This window comes from Pseudomonas sp. Marseille-Q5115, assembly GCF_916618905.1.
In the GTDB taxonomy this organism is placed as follows: Bacteria; Pseudomonadota; Gammaproteobacteria; order Pseudomonadales; family Pseudomonadaceae; genus Aquipseudomonas; species Aquipseudomonas japonica_A.
In genome coordinates this window covers 4,179,364-4,201,034 of record NZ_CAKAKI010000001.1, presented here as the reverse complement: position 1 = coordinate 4,201,034, position 21,671 = coordinate 4,179,364, and the positions used below count along the sequence as shown (strand labels likewise).

At 63.0% G+C, this 21,671-nt stretch carries 14 protein-coding genes and 1 pseudogene; 13 read left to right on the top strand and 2 right to left on the bottom strand.

The genetic code is table 11. The features are described 5' to 3' along the window. Positions 1-377 precede the first annotated feature (377 nt). Both aceF and aceE read right to left on the bottom strand, forming a co-directional pair. Positions 378-2,345 carry a dihydrolipoyllysine-residue acetyltransferase gene (gene aceF / locus LG385_RS19160; RefSeq protein ID WP_225775524.1) on the bottom strand — a complete coding sequence of 656 codons (1,968 nt, stop codon included), beginning with the start codon at positions 2,343-2,345 and terminating at the stop codon, positions 378-380. Between the two features lie 11 nt (positions 2,346-2,356). Beyond that, positions 2,357-5,005 (bottom strand): pyruvate dehydrogenase (acetyl-transferring), homodimeric type, encoded by a 2,649-nt coding sequence (gene aceE / locus LG385_RS19155; RefSeq protein ID WP_225775523.1) that lies wholly within the window; start codon positions 5,003-5,005, stop codon positions 2,357-2,359. A 383-nt stretch (positions 5,006-5,388) separates the two neighbouring features. On the opposite strand from aceE, the gene glnE reads away from it, so the two are divergent. From glnE to LG385_RS19090, 13 genes and pseudogenes are all read left to right on the top strand, one after another. Further along, positions 5,389-8,307, top strand: coding sequence for a bifunctional [glutamate--ammonia ligase]-adenylyl-L-tyrosine phosphorylase/[glutamate--ammonia-ligase] adenylyltransferase (glnE, locus tag LG385_RS19150; protein ID WP_225775522.1), 2,919 nt, complete (start codon positions 5,389-5,391; stop codon positions 8,305-8,307). Between the two features lie 53 nt (positions 8,308-8,360). Continuing rightward, on the top strand, positions 8,361-9,410 hold the full coding sequence (waaF, locus tag LG385_RS19145; protein WP_225775521.1) for a lipopolysaccharide heptosyltransferase II: 1,050 nt from the start codon (positions 8,361-8,363) through the stop codon (positions 9,408-9,410). After that, on the top strand, positions 9,411-10,472 hold the full coding sequence (waaC, locus tag LG385_RS19140) for a lipopolysaccharide heptosyltransferase I (protein ID WP_225775520.1): 1,062 nt from the start codon (positions 9,411-9,413) through the stop codon (positions 10,470-10,472). It abuts the gene before it with no gap. After that, a complete protein-coding gene (locus tag LG385_RS19135) occupies positions 10,472-11,596 on the top strand; it encodes a glycosyltransferase family 4 protein (protein ID WP_225775519.1) in 1,125 nt (374 codons plus the stop codon). Before waaC ends, LG385_RS19135 begins: the two co-directional genes overlap by 1 nt. Beyond that, positions 11,593-12,399, top strand: coding sequence for a lipopolysaccharide core heptose(I) kinase RfaP (gene rfaP / locus LG385_RS19130; protein WP_225775518.1), 807 nt, complete (start codon positions 11,593-11,595; stop codon positions 12,397-12,399). The genes LG385_RS19135 and rfaP overlap by 4 nt, the downstream gene beginning before the upstream one ends. Beyond that, positions 12,399-13,133 carry a lipopolysaccharide kinase InaA family protein gene (locus tag LG385_RS19125; protein ID WP_225775517.1) on the top strand — a complete coding sequence of 245 codons (735 nt, stop codon included), beginning with the start codon at positions 12,399-12,401 and terminating at the stop codon, positions 13,131-13,133. Before rfaP ends, LG385_RS19125 begins: the two co-directional genes overlap by 1 nt. Then, positions 13,130-13,882: a lipopolysaccharide kinase InaA family protein gene (locus tag LG385_RS19120; RefSeq protein ID WP_225775516.1), complete on the top strand. Its 753-nt coding sequence runs from the start codon at positions 13,130-13,132 to the stop codon at positions 13,880-13,882. The genes LG385_RS19125 and LG385_RS19120 overlap by 4 nt, the downstream gene beginning before the upstream one ends. Then, positions 13,883-15,318, top strand: a pseudogene (locus tag LG385_RS19115) (lipopolysaccharide kinase InaA family protein). Positions 15,319-15,442: 124 nt separating this feature from the next. After that, positions 15,443-17,200 (top strand): carbamoyltransferase, encoded by a 1,758-nt coding sequence (locus LG385_RS19110; RefSeq protein ID WP_225775515.1) that lies wholly within the window; start codon positions 15,443-15,445, stop codon positions 17,198-17,200. Further along, on the top strand, positions 17,184-18,314 hold the full coding sequence (locus LG385_RS19105) for a glycosyltransferase (RefSeq protein WP_225775514.1): 1,131 nt from the start codon (positions 17,184-17,186) through the stop codon (positions 18,312-18,314). The genes LG385_RS19110 and LG385_RS19105 overlap by 17 nt, the downstream gene beginning before the upstream one ends. Then, positions 18,314-19,210 carry a GNAT family N-acetyltransferase gene (locus LG385_RS19100; RefSeq protein WP_181113977.1) on the top strand — a complete coding sequence of 299 codons (897 nt, stop codon included), beginning with the start codon at positions 18,314-18,316 and terminating at the stop codon, positions 19,208-19,210. Before LG385_RS19105 ends, LG385_RS19100 begins: the two co-directional genes overlap by 1 nt. Then, positions 19,207-20,601 carry a PIG-L deacetylase family protein gene (locus tag LG385_RS19095; RefSeq protein ID WP_225775513.1) on the top strand — a complete coding sequence of 465 codons (1,395 nt, stop codon included), beginning with the start codon at positions 19,207-19,209 and terminating at the stop codon, positions 20,599-20,601. Before LG385_RS19100 ends, LG385_RS19095 begins: the two co-directional genes overlap by 4 nt. A 34-nt stretch (positions 20,602-20,635) precedes the next feature. Beyond that, positions 20,636-21,592 carry a glycosyltransferase gene (locus LG385_RS19090; protein ID WP_225775512.1) on the top strand — a complete coding sequence of 319 codons (957 nt, stop codon included), beginning with the start codon at positions 20,636-20,638 and terminating at the stop codon, positions 21,590-21,592. Positions 21,593-21,671 lie beyond the last annotated feature (79 nt).

The window sequence follows — 21,671 nt, the reverse complement described above, 5'->3', positions numbered from 1 at the left end:
TACGGTTTACACAGATCCGCCTGGTGGCAGTTGCTACGTGCAGCAAGGTTGCATCATGGCGCCTCGGCTGACAAGCGCTACAGTGGCCCTGTGCCTTCATCTGGCAGGTTAAGCGTCGGTTTTCCGCATTCCCTGCGTCGGTATAACGGCAGCACAGGCGGTTTACTGTAGTCGACGTTGAATTGGCGTCAAATGCGCCGGCAATTGCCAGGTCGCAGGCGAGAGTATCAGGTCTTCGCGACAGTCGGTGTATCCCTCATGAAACTTTGGGCGCCGATCGAAAATGATAAAAAAACCCCGCCGAAGCGGGGTTGAGGTTTCGAGCGTAGCAGCTCAAAACAGGGTTGCCGCGCCATAGGGCAGCACGGCGAAGTGGCTTAGAGCAGCATGGAGCGAATATCGCCCAATACGTCGCTCAACCGTTTGGTGAAGCGTGCGGCGGCAGCACCGTTGATCACACGGTGATCGTAGGAAAGCGACAGCGGCAGCATCAGGCGCGGCTGGAATGCCTTGCCGTCCCACACCGGCGCCATGGCCGCCTTGGATACGCCGAGGATGGCGACCTCAGGCGCATTGACGATCGGCGTGAAGCCGGTACCGCCAATGTGCCCCAGGCTGGAGATGGTGAAGCAGGCGCCTTGCATGTCGTCCGAAGCCAGCTTTTTGGTGCGCGCCTTTTCCGCCAGGGCGGCGGCTTCAGCAGCCAGTTGTAGCAGGCTCTTCTGGTCAACGTTCTTGATCACTGGTACCAGCAGGCCATCCGGCGTATCCACGGCGAAGCCGATGTTCACGTACTTCTTGCGGATGATGGCTTTGCCGCTCGGTGCCAGCGAGCTGTTGAAGTCTGGCAGTTCCTTGAGCAGGAATGCGCAGGCCTTGAGCAGCAACGGCAGCACGGTGAGCTTCACGCCGGCTTTTTCGGCCACGGCTTTCTGGGCCACCCGGAAGGCTTCGAGCTCGGTGATGTCGGCCTGGTCGAACTGGGTCACGTGAGGCACGTTCAGCCAGCTGCGGTGCAGGTTAGCGGCGCCCACTTGCATCAGGCGAGTCATCGGCACTTCTTCGATTTCACCGAAGCGGCTGAAGTCCACCACCGGAATCGGCGGAATGCCGGAGCCACCTGCGGCCGCGGCGGCAGGCGCCTCCTTGGCCTTGGCCATCATCGCCTTGACGTAAACCTGCACGTCTTCCTTGAGGATACGACCATGCGGGCCAGTAGCGCCGACCTGCGCGAGGTCCACACCAAATTCGCGCGCCAACAGGCGAACGGCCGGGCCAGCATGGACCTTGCCGCTTGGCGCGGCGACGGGCGCCGAAGCAGCGGCAGGCGCGGCAGCAGGCTTGGCGGCCGGAGCGGGTGCTGCCGGTGCTGAAGCAGCAGGCGCAGCAGCAGCAGGGGCGGCCGCGGCGGGCGCCGGGCTGCTTCCCGCAACCTTGAGCTTGAGGATCAGGTCGCCCGTGCCAACTTCACTTTCCAGCTGAGCGATCACGCTTTCCACCACGCCCGCTTCGGGGCATGGAATTTCCATGCTGGCCTTGTCGGATTCCAGGGTGATCAGCGACTGGTCTTTCTCAACCTTGTCGCCGGCTTTCACCAGCACTTCGATGATCTTGGCTTTGCCCGACGAACCGATGTCCGGCACGTGGATATCTTTCACGGTGTCACCTGCCGGTGCGCTCGGTGCAGCAGCTGGCGCGGCGGCAGCGGGTTCCTTGGCGGTGGGCGCGGGTGCGCTGGCAGCCGGGGCAGCAGCGGAACCTGCGCCCTTGAGCTTGAGGATCAGGTCCCCGGTGCCCACTTCGTCGTTCAGGTTCACACTGATGCTTTCGACCACGCCAGCGGCAGGAGACGGGATCTCCATGCTGGCCTTGTCCGATTCCAGGGTGATCAGCGACTGGTCCGCCTCAACGGTATCGCCAACCTTTACCTGGATCTCGATCACCTGGGCCTTGCCCGACGAACCGATGTCCGGTACATGCACGTCCTGGCTCGCGCCGCCGCCACTTGGCGCAGGGGCGGACGGCCGGGTTTCCTCGGCTTCGTCCGGCGCGCTCGGCTTGGCGATCACGGTAGGCTCAGGTGCAGCCGCAGGCGCGGCGGAAGCCGAAGCGCCTTCGATTTCCAGCTCCAGCAACTCGTCGCCTTCTTTCAGGCGGTCGCCCAGCTTGACCTTTATGGCTTTGACCACGCCGGCCTTGGGGGCCGGCACTTCCATGCTGGCCTTGTCCGATTCGAGGGTTACCAGGCTTTGTTCGGCTTCGATACGGTCGCCGACCTTTACCTGAATCTCGATGACTTCCCCTTCACCGCTGCCGATGTCGGGTACGCGAATAAGCTCGCTCACGAATGTTCTCCTCAGCAGTCCAGGGGGTTGCGTTTGTCAGGATCGATGCCAAACCGGGCAATGGCTTCGGCCACTACTTTCGGTTCGATATCGCCACGGTCTGACAAGGCTTCGAGGGCGGCCAGCACAATGAAATGGCGGTCCACTTCGAAGAAGTGGCGCAGCTTCTTGCGGCTGTCGCTGCGGCCGAAGCCGTCGGTACCCAGGACCTTGAATTCCTTGCTCGGAACCCACTGGCGGATCTGTTCGGCGAACAGTTTCATGTAGTCGGTAGAAGCGATAACCGGCCCTTTGCGGCCGCTCAGGCATTCTTCCACGTAGCTCTGCCGAGGCTTCTGCTCCGGGTGCAGGCGGTTGCTGCGCTCCACGGCCAGGCCGTCGCGGCGCAGTTCGTTGAAGCTGGTAACGCTCCACACGTCGGCGCCCACGTTGAACTCCTCGCGCAGGATTTTCGCCGCCTCGCGCACTTCACGCAGGATGGTGCCCGAGCCCAGCAGCTGCACGTGATGCGCGGCGTCACGGGTGTCGTCTTCGAGCAGGTACATACCCTTGATGATGCCGTCCTCGGCGCCGGCCGGCAGGGCAGGCTGAGCGTAGGCTTCGTTCATCACAGTGATGTAGTAGAAGATGTCCTGCTGCTCTTCCATCATCTGGCGCATGCCCTCGCGGATGATCACCGCCAGTTCATAGCCATAGGTGGGGTCGTAGCTGCGGCAGTTCGGAATGGTCGCCGCCATCAGGTGGCTGTGACCGTCCTCGTGCTGCAAGCCTTCGCCGTTGAGCGTGGTGCGGCCAGCGGTGCCGCCGACCAGGAAGCCACGGGTACGGCTGTCGCCGGCTGCCCAGGCCAGGTCACCGATACGCTGGAAGCCGAACATCGAGTAGAAGATGTAGAACGGCAGCATCGGCTGGTTGTGGCAGCTGTAGGCGGTACCGGCTGCGATGAACGACGACATGGCGCCGGCTTCGTTGATGCCTTCTTCGAGGATCTGGCCCTTCTTGTCCTCGCGGTAGAACATCACCTGGTCTTTATCCACAGGCTCGTACAGCTGACCTACGGACGAGTAGATGCCCAGCTGGCGGAACATGCCTTCCATACCGAAGGTACGGGCTTCGTCCGGGATGATTGGAACGATGCGGTGGCCCAGTTCCTTGTCCTTCACCAGTTGGGTCAGGATGCGCACGAACGCCATGGTGGTGGAGATTTCGCGGTCGCCCGAACCATCCAGGATGGCCTTGAGGGTTTCCAGTGGCGGTACCGGCACGTTGAAGCTCTTGGCGCGGCGCTGGGGTACGAAACCACCCAGGGCGGTGCGGCGCTCGCTCAGGTACTTGGCTTCGGCGCTGCCTGGCTCCGGCTTGTAGAACGGCAGTTTTTCCAGGTCTTCGTCGCGTACCGGGATGTCGAAGCGATCGCGGAATTTACGCAGGCTGTCCACATCCACCTTCTTGGTGTTGTGGGCGGTGTTTTTCGCTTCACCGGCGCCGGTGCCATAACCCTTGATGGTCTTGGCCAGTACCACGGTCGGTTGACCGTTGTGGTTGTTCACGGCGTCGTGATAGGCGGCGTAAACCTTGTACGGGTCGTGACCGCCGCGGTTGAGCTTCCAGATCTCGTCATCGGACAGGTCAGCGACCATGGCCTTGAGTTCCGGAGTGTTGAAGAAGTGCTCACGGACGAACGCGCCGTCCTTGGCCTTGTAGTTCTGGTACTCGCCGTCGACTACTTCGTCCATGCGGCGCTGCAGGATACCGTCGGTGTCCTTGGCCAGCAGTGGGTCCCAGAAACGGCCCCATACGACCTTGTTGACGTTCCAGCCGCCGCCACGGAACACGCCTTCGAGTTCCTGGATGATCTTGCCGTTGCCGCGAACCGGGCCGTCGAGGCGCTGCAGGTTGCAGTTGATGACGAAGATCAGGTTGTCCAGCTTCTCGCGGCCGGCCAGGGCGATAGCGCCGAGGGATTCCGGCTCGTCGCACTCACCGTCGCCCATGAAGCACCATACCTTCTGCTTGCCGGCGGGGATGTAGCCGCGGGCCTCGAGGTACTTCATGAAGCGTGCCTGGTAGATCGCCTGGATCGGGCCCAGGCCCATGGACACCGTCGGGAACTGCCAGAAGTCAGGCATCAGCCAAGGGTGCGGATAGGAGGACAGGCCCTTGCCGTCCACTTCCTGGCGGAAGTTGTCCATCTGCTCTTCGCTGATCCGGCCTTCCATGAAGGCACGGGCGTAAACGCCTGGCGAGGCATGGCCCTGGAAGAAGATCAGGTCGCCGCCATGCTCTTCGGTAGGGGCCTGGAAGAAGTAGTTGAAGCCGATGTCATACAGCGTCGCGCTGGAGGCGAAGCTGGAGATATGTCCGCCCAGGTCCGAATCCCTGAGGTTGGTGCGAACGACCATGGCCAGCGCGTTCCAGCGAACCAGCGAGCGGATGCGGCGTTCCATGAACAGGTCGCCGGGCATGCGTGCTTCGTGGGTGACTGGAATGGTATTGCGGTATGGCGTGGTGATTGCGTAGGGGAGTTGCGAACCACTGCGGGTGGCCAACTCGCCCATGCGAGTCATCAGGTAGTGAGCGCGGTCTTCGCCTTCTTTGTCGAGAACCGACTCCAGGGCGTCCAGCCATTCCTGGGTTTCGACGGGATCGAGGTCTTGCATGGCTTGCTCCAGGGCGGAAAGGCCACCAGAATCGATGACCTGAGTTTGCGACTGGCCTTGTGGGCAGACGACATGAATTCTTGGATCACCGGTGGGTTGGCCCGGTGTCCTGTAGTTTTACTACAAATCAACGCTCATTTCATGTACCGCAGCGACCACGACAGTAGGAAAACTACAGGTAGTGGCTTTCCCACCCGGCGCCAGCCTGTAGCCGTTGCCGGTTCGTTAGACTAAAAACCAGCCTTGGAAAGGTTCCCTGTGATGCCTGCTGCCAAATTTATCCAGCTTTCAGCTATTTCTAGCCTTTGTTGGACAGTCCTGTCAGCTGCGATCTTTCATGCAAGTAGCGAGGCCTGCCGTGTAGGCGACCTGAAGGATAGACCATGAGCCGTCCAGCACTGATCCCCTTGCCCGACGTATTGCAGGCGACCGCCAGCAGCCGCGTGGCCGATTTCAAACTGGCACTGGAAGAAATTGGCGGGCAATGGCCGGCGCACCACGACCCAGCCCTCGCTCGGGTATTCGCCGCCAGTGACTTCGTGTACGAGCAGGCCAGCCGAGACCCCGCCATGCTGCTGGAGCTGGTCGCCAGTGATATCGATCGCGCATATGAGGTGGGCGAGTTGCGCAGGCGTATACACGAGGCAGTAGCCACGAGCGAAAACGAGGACGCCCTGGGCCGCGCGCTGCGTCGGCAGCGGGCCCGCGAGCAAGTGCGCATCATCTGGCGCGACCTGAGCCGCGTCATCGATCTTCAAGCCACATGCCGCGACCTGTCCGACCTGGCCGATGCCTGTATAGATGAGGCGTATCAGTGGTTGTACCCCAGGCACTGCCAACAGTTCGGCACGCCCGTGGGGCGCCATTCAGGCAAGCCTCAGCAACTGATCGTGCTGGGGATGGGCAAGCTGGGGGCCGGGGAGCTGAACCTCTCCTCGGACATCGACCTGATCTTCGCCTATCCGGAAGGCGGCGAAACCGAAGGTGCGCGGCGCTCGGAAGATAACCAGGCGTTCTTCATCCGGCTGGGTCAGCGTTTGATCAAGGCATTGGACCCGGTGACCGTCGACGGCTTCGTGTTCCGGGTCGACATGCGCCTTCGCCCATACGGCTCGGCGGGGGCGCTGGTGCTCAGCTTCAATGCGCTGGAGCAGTATTACCAGGATCAGGGCCGCGACTGGGAGCGCTACGCCATGATCAAGGCCCGGGTAGTGGCGGGCGATGAGGAAGCCGGCGCCCAACTGCTCGACCTGCTACGCCCGTTCGTGTACCGGCGTTATCTGGACTTTTCCGCCATCGAAGCCCTGCGCACCATGAAGCAGCTGATCCAGCAGGAGGTTCGCCGCAAGGGCATGGCGGACAACATCAAGCTAGGCGCTGGCGGTATCCGCGAGGTGGAGTTCATCGCTCAAGCCTTTCAGCTTATTCACGGCGGGCGTGACCTCAGCCTGCAACAGCGCCCGCTGCTTGGCGTGTTGGCGACGCTGGAGCGGCAGGGTTATTTGCCCGCCGAGGTGGTAGACGACCTACGGGATGGGTATGAATTCCTTCGCTATACCGAGCACGCCCTGCAGGCCATTGCAGATCGGCAAACCCAGATGCTGCCTGATGGCACGTTGGACCAGGCACGGGTAGCGTTCATGCTTGGCTTTGCAGACTGGCAAACCTTCCATGCCGAGCTGATGCGCTGGCGTGAGCGGGTGGATTGGCACTTCCGCGGGGTGATCGCCGACCCCGACGAAGATGAAGACAGCGGTGACGTGATGGTGGGCGCCGAATGGCTGCCGCTGTGGGAGGAGCGCCAGGACGATCAGGCCGCCATCGCGCAGCTGGCCGAAGGAGGGTTCCAGGCGCCAGCCAAGGCGCTGGAGCGATTGGCGAGCCTGAGGGCCAGCGGCCAGTTGCGGGCCATGCAGCGGATGGGTCGCGAGCGGCTGGACGCTTTTATCCCAAGGCTGCTGGCGCAGGCGAGCGAGCATGCCGAGCCCGACCTGGTGCTCGAGCGGGTATTGCCGCTGGTAGAAGCGGTGGCGCGGCGGTCTGCCTATCTCGTGCTGCTGACCGAGAACCCGGGTGCGCTGCGTCAGCTGCTGACGCTGTGTGCCGCCAGCCCCTGGATCGCCGAGCAGATTACCCGCTTCCCACTGCTGCTCGATGAGTTGCTGAACGAGGCGCGGCTGTTCCATCCGCCGCTGGCGCCGGAACTGGCCGCTGAGCTACGCGAACGGCTGACGCGCATCCCTGAAGACGACCTGGAACAGCAAATGGAAGCGCTGCGGCATTTCAAGCTGGCCCATAGCTTGCGCGTGGCGGCCGCGGAAATTGCCGGCACCTTGCCGCTGATGAAAGTGAGCGATTACCTCACCTGGCTTGCCGAGGCCATCCTCGCCGAGGTGCTGGGGCTGGCCTGGCGGCAAACCACCGTACGCCACGGCGCCCCCGCGCGGCCGGATGGCAGCCTGTGCGATCCAGGTTTCATCATTGTGGGCTACGGCAAGATGGGCGGGCTGGAACTGGGCCATGGTTCGGACCTTGATCTGGTATTCATCCACGACGCCGATGGCGCAGCGGAAACCGACGGCGAGCGGCCTATCGACGCCGGCCAGTTCTTTACCCGGCTCGGCCAGCGGATCATCCACCTGCTCACGGCGCAAACCAACTCTGGGCAGTTGTATGAGGTAGACATGCGCTTGCGGCCTTCCGGCGCGGCTGGGCTATTGGTCAGTTCGCTGGGCGCTTTCCAGCGCTACCAGCAGCAGGAAGCCTGGACATGGGAGCACCAGGCACTGGTGCGCGCCCGGGTGTTGGTGGGGGACGCCAGCGTGGCCCGCGCATTCGAGGACATCCGAGCCCAAGTGCTGGGGCGCGAGCGGGACCTGGCCCAGCTGCGCGAAGAGGTGAGCGAGATGCGCGCCAAGATGCGCGATAACCTGGGAACCCGTATCACCGCCGCCGGGCGTGGCGACAATGCCTTCGATCCGCAGATGCCCTTCGACATCAAGCAGGACGCCGGAGGTATCGTCGATATTGAATTTATGGTGCAATACGCGGCCCTGGCCTGGTCGCGCGAGCATCCCGCGCTGCTGCGCTACACCGATAACATCCGTATTCTCGAGGGGCTCGAGCAGGCAGGGTTGCTACCGCCGTTCGAGGCCAGCCTGCTGAGGGAGGCGTACAAGGCCTACCGCGCTGTCGCGCATCGGCGTGCCTTGCAGAAGCAGGCAGGGGTAATCGCCGGGGACCAGTTTGTCGCCGAGCGCCGCGAGGTCATGCGAATCTGGGCCTGGTTCGGGCTAGGTTAAACTGAGAATCCACGGGGAAGGCGCCCGCTTCCCCGATCGTTTGCGGAAAACCCATGAGAATTCTGATCATCGGGCCCAGCTGGGTCGGCGACATGGTGATGGCCCAGACGCTGTTCCAGTGTCTGAAGGCCCGCCATCCCGATTGCCAGATCGACGTGCTCGCCCCTGAGTGGAGCCGCCCGATCCTGGAGCGCATGCCCGAAGTACGCCATGCCCTCAGCTTCCCGCTCGGGCATGGCGTGCTGGACCTCGCCACGCGGCGCAAGATCGGCCGGTCGTTCAAGGGCCAATACGATCAAGCCATCGTGCTGCCCAATTCGCTCAAGTCCGCGCTGGTGCCGTTCTTCGCCGGCATCGCCCGGCGCACGGGCTGGAAAGGCGAGTTCCGCTACGGCCTGTTGAACGACATCCGGCCGCTGGACAAGGACCGCTACGCGCTGATGATCGAGCGCTTCATGGCCTTGGCGTATCCACCGGGCGAAGCGCTCCCTACGCCTTATCCCCAGCCACGCCTGCGGATCGAACCCGCCAGCCGGGCCGCTGCGCTGGAGCGCTTCGGGCTGCAACTCGATCGCCCGGTGCTCGCGCTGTGCCCCGGGGCGGAGTTTGGCGAATCGAAACGCTGGCCGGCAGAACATTACGCCGACGTCGCCGAGGCGCGCATTCGTCAGGGTTGGCAAGTGTGGCTGTTCGGCTCCAAAAAAGATGAGCCCGTGGCCGAGGCGATTCGCGAACGGTTGATCCCGGGGCTGCGGGAAGAAGCAGTGAACCTGTGCGGCGATACTTCGCTGGCCGAAGCCATCGATCTGATGTCCTGCGCCGCAGCGGTGGTGTCCAACGACTCGGGCCTGATGCATGTGGCCGCCGCGCTCAATCGGCCGCTGGTGGCCGTGTACGGCTCGACCTCGCCCGGCTTCACCCCGCCGCTCGCCGATCAAGTGGCAGTGGTGCGCCTGGGCATCGACTGTTCGCCTTGCTTCGACCGAACGTGCCGCTTCGGCCATTACAACTGCTTGCGCCTGTTGGATTCGCAGCGGGTCATCGATGCCTTGAAAGGCATGGACGCGACCGACACCGTCAACCTGATGGCAGGGGCCGAGTAAGTGCGGGTATTGCTGATCAAAACCTCTTCCCTGGGCGATGTGATTCATACGCTGCCGGCACTCACCGATGCCGCGCGCGCCATTCCCGGGATCCGTTTCGACTGGGTGGTCGAAGAGGGCTTTCGCGAAATACCCACCTGGCACCCTGCCGTAGATAAAGTGATCCCGGTCGCTATCCGGCGCTGGCGCAAGAACCTCTGGCACACGGTCAGGAGCGGTGAGTGGCGGGGTTTCAAACAGCAGATGCGCGAGCGCAGCTACGACCTGGTGATAGACGCTCAAGGGCTGCTGAAAAGCGCCTGGCTCACCCGGTACGCACGGGCGCCCGTGGCGGGGCTGGACAAACGTTCGGCGCGCGAGCCCCTCGCCAGCCGCTTCTATGACCGCAAGCTGGGCGTGGTGCGTGGCCAGCACGCGGTAGAGCGCGTGCGCCAGCTGTTTGCCCTGGCGTTGGGCTACGACCTGCCCAATACTTTCGGCCAGTATGGCCTGAACCGTTCACGTCAGCTGGCGGTGCCTCATCCGGTACCATTCGTGGTGTTCCTGCATGGCACCACCTGGGACAGCAAACACTGGCCCGAAGCCTACTGGCGTGAACTCGCCGAGCGGCTGGGGTTGGCCAACATTGGCGTGCGCTTGCCGTGGGGCAACGAAACCGAATTCCGCCGTGCCCACCGTATCGCCGCCGGGCTGAGCAACGTTTCGGTATTGCCCAAGCTCAACCTGGCAGGCGTGGCCGACGTACTGGTCAAGGCCCGCGCATGCGTGGCAGTCGATACCGGTCTGGGCCACTTGGCCGCAGCCCTGGATGTGCCTACGTTGTCGTTGTATGGGCCCACCAACCCTGGGTTGACCGGCGCCTATGGCCGTACCCAGGAGCACCTGGGCAGCGACTGGCCCTGCGCGCCCTGCCTGCAGAAGAACTGCACGTACAAGCCCACCCCTGAAGACCTGCGTAAACACAATATCAAGCGTGAGTGGCCCCTGTGCTTCACTCGCGTAAACCCAGAACGAGTGGCAGGACGCCTGAGCGCGCTGTTATTGGCCGAGGACCTGCGTTGATGCAACTGGCTTTTGTGCTGTACAAATATTTCCCGTTCGGCGGGCTGCAGCGAGACTTCATGCGCATTGCCCTTGAATGTCAGCGGCGCGGCCACCAGATCCGTGTGTATACCCTGATCTGGGAGGGCGACGTGCCCGCTGGCTTCGAAGTGTTGGTAGCGCCGGTGAAGGCGCTGTTCAATCATCGCCGCAACGAGAAGCTGAGCGCCTGGATGGCGGCCGACCTGGCGAAGCGCCCGGTGGATCGGCTTATCGGCTTCAACAAGATGCCCGGACTGGACGTGTACTACGCCGCCGATGGCTGTTACGAAGACAAGGCGCAAACCTTGCGCAACCCGCTGTACCGCCGCTGGGGCCGCTACCGCCATTTCGCCGAATACGAGCGCGCGGTGTTCGCACCCGAGGCCCGCACGGAAATCCTGATGATTTCCGAAGTTCAGCAACCGCTTTTCGTCAAACACTACGCAACCCCACAGCAGCGCTTCCATCTGTTGCCGCCGGGTATTTCCCAGGACCGCCGCGCGCCGGCCAATGCGGCCGAAGTGCGGGCGGAGTTCCGCCGGGAATTCGGCCTGGGTGAGCAGGATCGGCTGCTGGTACAGATCGGCTCGGGCTTCAAGACCAAAGGCGTGGACCGCTCGCTCAAGGCGTTGGCGGCATTGCCAGCGGCCTTGCGCCAGCGCACTCGGTTATTCGTGATTGGCCAGGACGATCCCAAGGTGTTCCAACTGCAGAGCACGGCCCTGGGCCTCAACGAGCAGGTGACGTTCATGAAAGGCCGCAGTGACATTCCGCGTTTTCTGCTGGGCGCCGACGCGCTCATTCACCCGGCCTACAACGAGAACACAGGTACCGTATTGCTCGAGGCGGTAGTCGCTGGGCTGCCGGTGCTGGTCACGGCGGTATGCGGGTACGCCCATTACATCGAGGAAGCGCGTGCCGGGGTTGTGTTGGGCGAGCCGTTCGAGCAGGCCGAACTCAATCGTGAGCTGCAGCACCTGCTTGAAGACGACGCCGCGCGTGCCGAATGGTCGCGCAACGGGCTGGCCTTTGCCGACAGCGCCGACCTGTACAGCATGCCGCAGCACGCCGCCGACGTGATCCTGCAGGAGCGGGCCGCATGAAGCTGGTCCTTGCCGAGCCGTTCAAACACCTGTGGTCCAACACCGATCCCTTTGTTGCCGTAGAAGGCTTGCAAGGGGAGGTGTACCGCGAACTCGAAGGGCGTCGCACCTTGCGCACCGAGGTCGAGGGCCGGGGGTATTTCGTCAAGATCCACCGCGGCATCGGCTGGGGTGAAGTATTCAAAAACCTCTTCAGTGCCAAGCTGCCAGTACTTGGCGCCGGCCAGGAGTGGGCTGCCATCCGCCGGCTGCATGAAGTAGGCGTACCCACCATGACCGCCGTGGCGTTCGGTGAGCGAGGCGCTAACCCGGCCACGCAGCATTCGTTCATCGTGACCGAGGAGCTGGCGCCCACGATCAGCCTGGAAGACTACAGCCTGGACTGGCGCACCAACCCGCCGCTGCCCCTCACCAAGTGGGCGTTGATCCAACGGGTGGCGCAGATGACCGGCGCCATGCACCGGGCGGGCGTGAACCATCGTGACTGCTATATCTGCCACTTCCTCCTGCACACCGATCGGCCGTTCAATGCAGCGGATTTCCGCTTGTCCGTGATCGACCTGCACCGTGCGCAAACTCGCCAGCGCATCACTCGCCGCTGGCGCGACAAAGACCTGGCCGCGCTCTATTTTTCCGCCCTGGACATCGGGCTTACGCAGCGTGACAAGCTGCGCTTCCTGCGGGCCTACTTCCAGCAACCGCTGCGTCAGGTGCTACGCGACGAAGCCACGCTGTTGGCCTGGCTGGAACGCAAGGCTGGCAAGCTCTATGCCCGCAAGCAACGTTACGGGGACGCGCTCTGATGGCCGGCTGGAAGCTGGACCCTGCCGACGAAGACCTGGCTACGGTATTTGGCAGCCTGGATGCGGTCTTCGCCCTGGAAGGCGAGCGCCTGACTCGTGACATCTTGTCTGAATTGGTCAAGGTCGATCATGAGGGCGTGGCCTATTACGTCAAGCGCTACACCGGCGCGGGTAAAGGGTTGCGCCGCTATCTCGGCAAGCCTCGGGTGAAAGCCGAATGGCAGAACCTCAAGCGGTTCGCCAAATGGGGCATTCCTACCGCGCATGTGGTGGGCTTCGGGCTGGAACGTGACAACGTGTCATTCGAGCGTGGCGCCATGATCACGCGCGAGCTGCCCGCCACGGAGGACCTGCTGGCACTGGTGAAGCGCCAGGACCCTCGCCTGAAGGATCGGCAGTGGGTGGAGCATGTGAGCGCGCAACTGGCCCGCCATACGCGAACCCTGCACGATCACCACTTCACCCATAACGATTTGAAATGGCGCAACCTGCTGGTGGACGACGCGGGCACGCTGTACCTGATCGACTGCCCCAACGGGGCATTCTGGTGGGGGTTCATGCTGCGGTATCGCATCACCAAGGACCTGGCCTGCCTGGACAAGGTCGCCAAATACGAGCTTTCCGCTACCCAGCGGCTTCGGTTCTACCTGGCGTATCGCCGGCGGGAGCGGCTCAATGCCTCGGATAAAAAACGCATCCGGCACATCGTCAGCTTTTTCGAGGGCCGGGAATGAAGCTCTTTATCGCACCAGGGGATCAGCCCCTGCTTGCCAGCCGTGGCTTGACCGACTTCGACACGCTGTGGGCGCTGCCGCTTACCGCCGTGGATGATGCGAACGTAGGGCGTGGCGGCTGGAGCCAGGTGTTTCGGCTGGACGTAGGCGCGCAGGGTTTCTACCTCAAGCGGCAGGCCAATTATCTGATCCGCAGCCTGCGCCACCCCCTCGGCGAACCCACTGTAGCCCGAGAATTTCGCAATATCCGCCGCTACGAGGCATTGGCCGTCCCGGCATTGGAGGCCAGTTATTTTGCCGAGCGGCGGCAGGGCGGTGAATGGCAGGCCATGTTACTGACCCGCGCCCTGGATGACTGGAGCGAGTTGGGGGCCTGGCTGGCGCAGTGGCCCGTGCTCACGCCGGCCCGCCGCGCGGCGCTGGTACAGGCCTGTGGGGAGCTTGCGCGCAAGCTGCATTGCGCGGGGCTGGTTCATGGTTGCTTCTACCCCAAGCATATTTTCCTGCGCGCCGAGGGCGATGGCTTCGAGGCACGCTTGATCGACCTGGAGAAAACCCGCTCGGCCTGGCAGGGCCAGCGTGATCGGGTGCGAGACCTCGAACCCTTGCTGCGCCGCGCATCGGCGTGGTCGGAAGTGGACATTCGGGGGTTTCTCGCCGCCTACCTGCAGGCGGCGCCCACCGATACGCAGATTACGGCGTGGATGGAGCAGCTGCTGGTTCGTCGACGCCACAAGGAGACACGTTAAATGACGTTGCTACAGCTGGCGCGGGCAGGCCGAACGCCGGAATTGCCTATCACGCTGTCGCTGGCCGACGCCGCCGGCCCAGCGGACCTGCAGCTGCTTTCTCTCTTGCGAGTGCTTCCAGGCCAGCGCTATGTAGGGGCGGGCGTATGGCGGGGCCGGGCGGTGCTGGCGAAATTGCTGGTAGGCCCCCGGGCGGCGCGTCAGTTTCAGCGTGAGCGCGACGGCGCGCGCTGCTGGCTACGCAAGGCATCGCCACGCCCACGCTGCTGGCCGAGGGCTTGCGAGAAGGCGAGGGCGGCTGGTTGCTGTTCGAGTTCCTTCAGGGTGGGCAAAGCCTGGGCACCGCCTGGGAACAGGTAGAGGGCTTGCCCCTGCTGGCTGACGCACAGGCCGAAGTTCTCGGCCAGGCGCTCGAATCGATTGCCGGCTTGCACGCCAAGGGCCTGTGGCAGGAAGACCTGCACCTGGACAACCTGCTGCGCAGTGGTGGGCGCGTTTATGTGGTGGACGGCGGAGGGGTGCGTGCCGAACAGCCGGGCCAGCCCCTGTCGCGCCAGCGGGTACTGGAAAACCTCGGAGTGTTCTTTGCCCAGCTGCCTCAAGGGCTTATGCCGTTCGTCGAGGAGCTGCTGGTGCATTACCTTCTGGCGAACAGTGAGCACGCGCTGCCGATGGAGGCGCTGGAAAAACAGATCGCCAAGGTGCGTGCCTGGCGCCTGCGGGATTTGCTCGCCAAGGCCGGCCGTGATTGCACGTTGTTCAGCGTAAGCCGAGGCCCATCGCTGCTCAGGGCAATGCCGCGCAGCGAAGAAGCCGCCATGCTGCCGGTGCTGGCCAATGCCGACCAGTTGATAGATCACGGCCACCTGTACAAGACCGGCGGCGCGGCTACCGTGGCCAGGGTCAACGCCAACGGCCGGCCGCTGCTGATCAAGCGCTACAACATCAAGGGCGTGGCGCACTGGTTCAAGCGATTCTGGCGGCCCAGCCGGGCCTGGCATTCCTGGATCGAGGCGCAGCGGCTGCGCTTTCTCGGTATCGCCACCCCTGCGCCGCTGGCCGTGCTGGAAACCCGCACGTTCGGGCTGCGCGGGGTGGCTTATCTAGTGACCGAACACCTCGATGGCCCCGACCTGATGCAGTGTTTCAGCGGCCATATTGCAGATGGGCAGGTGCCCGAGGCGCAGTTGGTCGCGCTCGACGCCCTGTTCGCCGCGTTGATTCGCGAGCAAATCAGCCATGGGGACATGAAGGCCCATAACCTGTTCTGGTCGCAGGGCCAATGGGCCTTGATCGACCTCGATGCGATGGAGCAGCTCGCGACCGCCAGTAGCTTCGCGGCGGCCTATGGCCGTGATCGCGCCCGCTTTCTGCGCAATTGGCCAGCCGACAGCCCGCTGTACCGTTTGCTGGACGAGCGCCTGCCGCGGTTGTGATAGCAGGGCTGCAACGGGACAGCAGGTATTGGGGCGCGGACGGTTGGGTTATACTCGCGCGCTTTCGATCAACAGCAATATTGGCGCCTTCGGGCGCGTATTGAGTACACAGAGGCACTGACCCTTGGCACTGACGATTCTCGGGCTGTCCGGCGCCCTCAGCCACGACCCTTCCGCTGCGTTGTACATCGACGGCAAGCTGGTCGCGGCCGCCGAAGAAGAACGCTTCGTGCGGGACAAGCATGCCAAGAACCGCATGCCGTACGAGTCGGCGAAGTTCTGCCTGGAGCACGCCGGCATCAAACCCGCCGATGTGGACGTGGTAGCCATCCCGTTCGCGCCCATCAGCCTGTTCGGCAAGGCCCGCTGGCACTATGCCAAGCGTTACTGGTATGCCCCCGACCGTGCACTTGACGCCCTGCTGATGGGCAATCGGCGCTACAAGCGTTACCGCAAGAAGATCGTATGGTGCCTGGAGCAACTGGGCTTCGATCCGAAAAAGATCAAGATCGAGCCGGTGGAGCACCATCTGGCTCACGCCTCCAGTGCCTACCACTGCTCGGGTTTCACCGAGAAAACCGCCATCCTCGGCATCGATGGGAAGGGTGAGTACGCCACCACCTTCTTCGGCTACGGCGAGAACGGCAAGATCCACAAGATCAAGGAATTCTTCGACCCGGATTCTTTGGGTGGGCTTTACGGCGCGATCACCGAATTCCTCGGTTTCGAGATGCTGGACGGCGAGTTCAAGGTCATGGGCATGGCGCCGTACGGCGATGCCAGCAAGTATGATTTTTCCCGCCTGGCCAGCTTCGAGAATGGCGAGCTGGTGATCAATACCGAGTACGCGAACGTGATCGGCCTGCGTCGCTACAAGGAAAACGGCAAGGGCTTTTATTTCTCGCCCAAGCTGATCGAATGGCTGGGGCCCAAGCGTGAAGGCGATATCGCCGACGAGCCTTACATCCACTACGCCGCGAGCATGCAGGCCCTGTTTGAAAAGCTCGCGCTGCAGATGATCGATCATTACCTGGGCGATGTGCTAAAGGAAACCGGCAAGCTGGCCTTTGCTGGCGGCTGTGCGCTGAACGTGAAGCTGAACCAGAAAATCATCGCCCGCCCGGACGTGAAAGAGCTGTTCGTGCAGCCGGCGTCCGGTGATGCTGGCACCGCAGTTGGCGCGGCGGCGTATGTTTCCCATGCCCGTGGCGTGCCGGTGGAGAAGATGGAGCATGTTTACCTGGGCCCGTCGTACTCCAACGAGGATGTGATCGCGGCCTGTGCGCGCCATCCGAACAAGCCCAAGGGCCGCAAGCTGGAGAACATGCCCAAGGAAATCGCCCAGATCATGGTCGAGGGCAACCCTGTTGCCTGGTTCCAGGGGCGCATGGAGTTTGGCCCGCGCGCGCTGGGTGGCCGTTCGATCATCGGCTGCCCGAGCGTTCCCGGCGTAGCCGACCGCATCAACCACCAGATCAAGTTCCGCGAACGCTGGCGCCCATTCTGCCCGTCGATGCTCGACACCGTAGCGCCGCAGATGATCAAGGTGGACCACCCGGCGCCCTTCATGACCTTCACCTTCGAGGTGGCGGAAGAATGGAAAACCCGCGTACCGGAAGTGGTGCATGAGGATGGCACCTCGCGTGCCCAGGTGCTCAAGCGTGAATACAACCCACGCTACTACGACATGATGAAAGCGCTCGAAGAACTTACCGGCAATGGCGTGTCGCTCAACACGTCGCTCAACCGCCGGGGTGAACCGATGATCTGCTCGCCAACCGATGCCCTGAACATGTTCTACGGCTCGGACCTGCAGTACCTGATCATGGAAGACATCCTGATCACCAAGGACGGCGCGAGCCCTCATGACCCAGTCGCCTGAGCGGCGAGTGCTGCAGTTCTGCCACGGCTATGACGGGCCTTTCCTCGATTGCGCCCGTCAATACGCCCGCCTGTTCGCAGGCCGCGGCTTTGCAGTCACAACTGTGTTCCTCACCGGCCGTGCCGACCCCCAGGTGGCGGCGGGCTGTGAGTCGAGCGAAGTGCTCTTCATGGAGCTTTCTTCCCGTGACGTGCGCGGCCTGAAGCTGGGCGCGATCCGCCAGCTTCGGGCGATCGCCGCCTCGCGAAATTTCGAATTTTGCATCGCCCATCGTTTCAAGCCGATCTATGTCGCGTTGTTGGCCACCGCACTGCCGGTGGTGGGCGTTCACCACGCCTTCGGGGATTATCAGCGGCGTGGGCGGCGTCTGTTCGCTCAGATCTTCAAGGAGCGCCTGGCCCTGCTCGGCGTTTCCGACGCGGTTCGCGACGACATACGCCGGTGCCTGCCAGGTTGGTCGGCCGATCGCATCCAGACCCTTTACAATCGAGTGGACGTTTCTGCCCGCGAGCAGGCCTTGATGAGTGCCAGCCAAGCCCGTGAAGCATTGGGGTTGCCGACGCAAGGCTGGATTGTCGGCAACGCTGGCCGCCTCCATCCCGACAAGGACCAGGCCACTCTGCTGCGCGGGTTTGCTCAGGCCCTGCCTCGCCTGCCGGAGCAGGCTCGGCTGGTGATCATGGGCGAGGGCAGGCTGGAGGCCCCTCTCAAACAGCTGGCCGTTGAACTGGGGATTGCCGACCGAGTTACCTTTTCCGGCCAGGTCCCGGGGGCTTCGCGCTATTTCCGCGCTTTTGACGTCTTCGCGCTCAGTTCTGATCATGAACCCTTTGGAATGGTGCTGCTGGAGGCGATGGTGGCGGGTGTGCCGGTGGTCGCCACGGCGTGCGGCGGCGCGCGCGAAGTGGTCGAAGGGGCCGGTTTGCTCTTCCCCCTCGGGGACGCTGCTGCGCTTGCCGACTGCCTCGCCGAGGTCGCCAGCTATGGTGACGAATGCCGAGCGGCGCTGGTAACCGCCATGGCCGAGCAGGTGAAAGCGCGTTTCAGCGATGAGTCGGTGAGCAAGCTGTTCTGGCAGCTGCCAGCGGTGGCCCGGTTGAGCGCCCAGGCATGATATTGAACCGAGTCCGGCAATGGCGAGAGCGTGGGTGGGAAGCTATAGACGCTCCTGCCTATGCCGATGCGTGGGCGCGCTTCGGTGGAAGCGTGGCAACCCATCCCGTATTCGTGGAGCGGCTGGCCACCTTGGCCGATATTCCTGTCCGTTACCTTGGGTGGCGACGCAACGGTGAATTGTGCGCTGCGATCCCGACTTGGGGGCGACACCTGGCGTTATCCAAGGAAGTGCTCAAACGCCACGGAAAGAAAGGGCTGTTCGATTTGGGCAACGCTGAAATCATCCTGCCAGCTCAGGCCGGGATCTTGGCACCGCTGCGTCATCTGGGCCGTTATCTGGGCGAACCGAACGTCGGCCGCTTCCAGGGGTTATCGGAACAGGCAGAGGCGCTGGCCCTTGCGCGGGAGCCCGAAGCGCTTTCCAAGAAGTTTCGTTACAACCAACGCCGCGAACTGCGGTTGTTGGAAGAGGCGGGCGGTCAGGTGCGCGCCGTGAGCGACTTTGCTCCGGCCGAATTCGCCGCGTTGTATTGCGACCTGTTCGAGCGCCGCTGGGGGTTTCCTGCGACCGGCGCCGCCCGCATGGCTGAGGTGCTGGCCCTGTTGCAAGAGTTCATGGTGGGGTCGGTGCTGCTGCTCAATGACGCGCCCATCGCCGTGCAACTGATCTTCCGCGTAGAAGCCCCGGAATGGGTCAGCGTGGAATACGTGAACGGTGGTGTCGACCCCCAGACCCGCGAATTCAGCCCCGGAAGCGTGCTCAGTTTCCTTAATACTCAGGCGGCCTGGGAAGACGCCCGGGCCCTTGGTAAGCCGCTGCGGTTTTCCTTTGGGCGCGCGGATAGAGAGTACAAGGCCCGGTGGTGCAACCCGGCGCAGGTGTTCAAGGTATGAGCCGCAAGCAAGCCTTGCTCAAACGCCACCGGCGCAACAAGCGCGTTGCGCTGCTGGCCGGCATGGTTGTGTTGGTGCTTGCCGGGGTATTCCTGGCCTGGTGGGTACCTATCCTGCTAGGGATGCTGGGCTGGATGGCGCATGAGGCATGGTTCGCGGACCATCTGTTTTATTCGCCCCGGCAGGATTATCAGTACCGCTTTCCAGAGGGCGCCGCCCGGCTTGACACCCTCTGGGAAAGCGGCACCTTGAGCCTGGGTGAGCCATTGCCAGGTACGCAGTGGACGGTCATTGCTCAAGTGAACGTGCGTAGCACCTGGCTGGGCCGTTTTCTCGACCCCGTGATCGAGATCGACGGGAGCACCGACAAGCAGACGTTCGAGCGGGGCTGTGTTGGCTTGCGCTATCTGAACCTCTCTGCGCACGGCCCCAGCTTGGGCGAGGGTGTTCGATTGGCCGGCCGTTTTTGTCGAATCAGCGGTACACCAAAGCTATGGGCCTTCGCCCAGCCGGATTACCGCGAGCAACGGTTGATGATTATCGCCCCGCACGCCGATGACGCGGAGCTGGCAGCGTTCGGGCTGTACAGCGGCGCTCGGGACCGTTGGATCGTTACGCTTACCGCGGGCGAAATCGAAGCCGAGCATTACCAGGCCATGGGCCTTGGACGCGAAGACGCGGCGCGGCTCAAGGGTCGGTTGAGGGCCTGGGACAGCGTCACCGTGCCGCGTTGGGGGGGGGTGCCGGAATCGCGTTGCGTGCAGCTGGGCTATTTTTGCCTACAGCTTGAAGCCATGCGCGCCGCGCCGCAGGAAGCAGTAGCCTCCCGTGAGGCTGGGATGGCTGATACTCGGCTGTTCCGCCAGTTCAACCCTTTGGCGCTGCCAGGGGATGACGGCCGCCCTTGCTGGGATAACCTCATAGCCGACCTTCGCGCGCTCATCAGCCTCGCTCGGCCTGACGTCATCGTGCTTCCACATACAGCCCTCGATCCTCACCCCGACCATATTCAGGCGCACCATGCTGTTCGCGAGGCCTTGCAGGGGCTGGAATGGCAGCCTTCGGAATTTCTCGGCTACGCCAACCATTTGCATGACAACGATCGCTGGCCCATGGGTAGCGCTCACGACGGTGTGGCGCTGCCGCCGGCCTTTGACAGCGAGGCCATTGCCTGGCCGGTCAGCCTGCCGGTAGAGGCCGAGGCGCGCATGAACAAAGCCATGGCGCTGGGCATGATGCATGATCTGCAGCCGCCGTTACCGTTCAAGCGACGGCTGCGCCGCGCTTTGCAGCGTGTGCTGGCCGCTCGCCGCTGGGCGGTGGAAGGCGAAAACGAATTCTTCCGCAAGGCGGTGCGGCGGCACGAACTTTTCTGGCGCCTCGATCCATGACGAATGGCGGCCGCTGGTGCTTCGAGAGATGTCTATGAACGTTTTGTTTCTGGTGCAGAAAGATCAACGCGCCATTCTTGATGAGCTGTATCAGGGCGTTGCCGCTCACTGTACGTGTGATTTGCGGTGGCTGGACAGCGCGGATCAGCGCAACCTGCGCGCGTGGTTCAAGCGAAACGTAGACGTCACCCGTTACGACCGCATCCTGTTTTTCCTGCGGTTCAAGCAGGAAATCCGGCAGGTATCGTTCATCCGCACGGTGCCCAACCTGGTGATTCTCGAGCATGACGCTTACCAGAACTACATCACCTGCAAGTACACCGGTAAATTCAGCGAGCATTACCGGCACTTGCCCTGGGTGCGAGTGATCAGCTCAGGCGCTCAGGTTACCCGGCGGCTGCGCGAAGAGGGAGTGGATGCCCATTTCGTGCCGAAGGGTTACGACCATACGCTGGTTGGTGAATTGGGTCTGGTTCGGGACATCGAGCTGGGCTTCGTGGGTAGTCTGAAAAGCGTTGCCTACGCCCAACGCAAGGCGTTCCTGGAATCCCTCGCAGCGGTGGAAGACCTGTTGATCACGCGTACCGAATCAGGCGCCGAGTACAACCACATGCTTAACCGCATTCGCTTTTTCGTGAGCGCGGATGTGGGCATGGGTGAATACATGATCAAGAATTTCGAAGCCATGGCTGCAGGCTGTGTTCTGTTCGCCTACGACCAGGGGGAAGAAGAGAACGCGGCTCTGGGGTTCACCGACATGGGCAACGTGGTGCTTTACCGGGACCTGGCGCAATTGCGGGAGAAGCTTTCCATACTGCGTGAGCAGCCAGCGTTCGCCGCCAGGATCGCCGCCCAGGGGCAGGCATTGGTGCAAGGCCGCTATGGGTTCAACAGCATAGGCGCACAAGTCGTGGAGTGCATGCGCGCTCCGTTACGTCCCACGCCGGTACCTGGTCGGCTGGCCCGCTTGCGCAATGCGTTGGGAATCTGAGCACAGCTTAATGGAAGCGTTCGGCACGAAGATGGTATCTACCAGACAAGCGACGCATGCCGATGAACATTCTAAAGAG

Excerpts from the sequence above, each read along its gene's own strand:
- aceE (WP_225775523.1), bottom strand. The coding sequence starts at position 5,005 with ATGCAAGACCTCGATCCCGTCGAAACCCAGGAATGGCTGGACGCCCTG.
- glnE (WP_225775522.1), top strand. The coding sequence starts at position 5,389 with ATGAGCCGTCCAGCACTGATCCCCTTGCCCGACGTATTGCAGGCGACC.
- waaF (WP_225775521.1), top strand. The coding sequence starts at position 8,361 with ATGAGAATTCTGATCATCGGGCCCAGCTGGGTCGGCGACATGGTGATG.
- LG385_RS19135 (WP_225775519.1), top strand. The coding sequence starts at position 10,472 with ATGCAACTGGCTTTTGTGCTGTACAAATATTTCCCGTTCGGCGGGCTG.
- rfaP (WP_225775518.1), top strand. The coding sequence starts at position 11,593 with ATGAAGCTGGTCCTTGCCGAGCCGTTCAAACACCTGTGGTCCAACACC.
- LG385_RS19125 (WP_225775517.1), top strand. The coding sequence starts at position 12,399 with ATGGCCGGCTGGAAGCTGGACCCTGCCGACGAAGACCTGGCTACGGTA.
- LG385_RS19120 (WP_225775516.1), top strand. The coding sequence starts at position 13,130 with ATGAAGCTCTTTATCGCACCAGGGGATCAGCCCCTGCTTGCCAGCCGT.
- LG385_RS19105 (WP_225775514.1), top strand. The coding sequence starts at position 17,184 with ATGACCCAGTCGCCTGAGCGGCGAGTGCTGCAGTTCTGCCACGGCTAT.
- LG385_RS19095 (WP_225775513.1), top strand. The coding sequence starts at position 19,207 with ATGAGCCGCAAGCAAGCCTTGCTCAAACGCCACCGGCGCAACAAGCGC.
- LG385_RS19090 (WP_225775512.1), top strand. The coding sequence starts at position 20,636 with ATGAACGTTTTGTTTCTGGTGCAGAAAGATCAACGCGCCATTCTTGAT.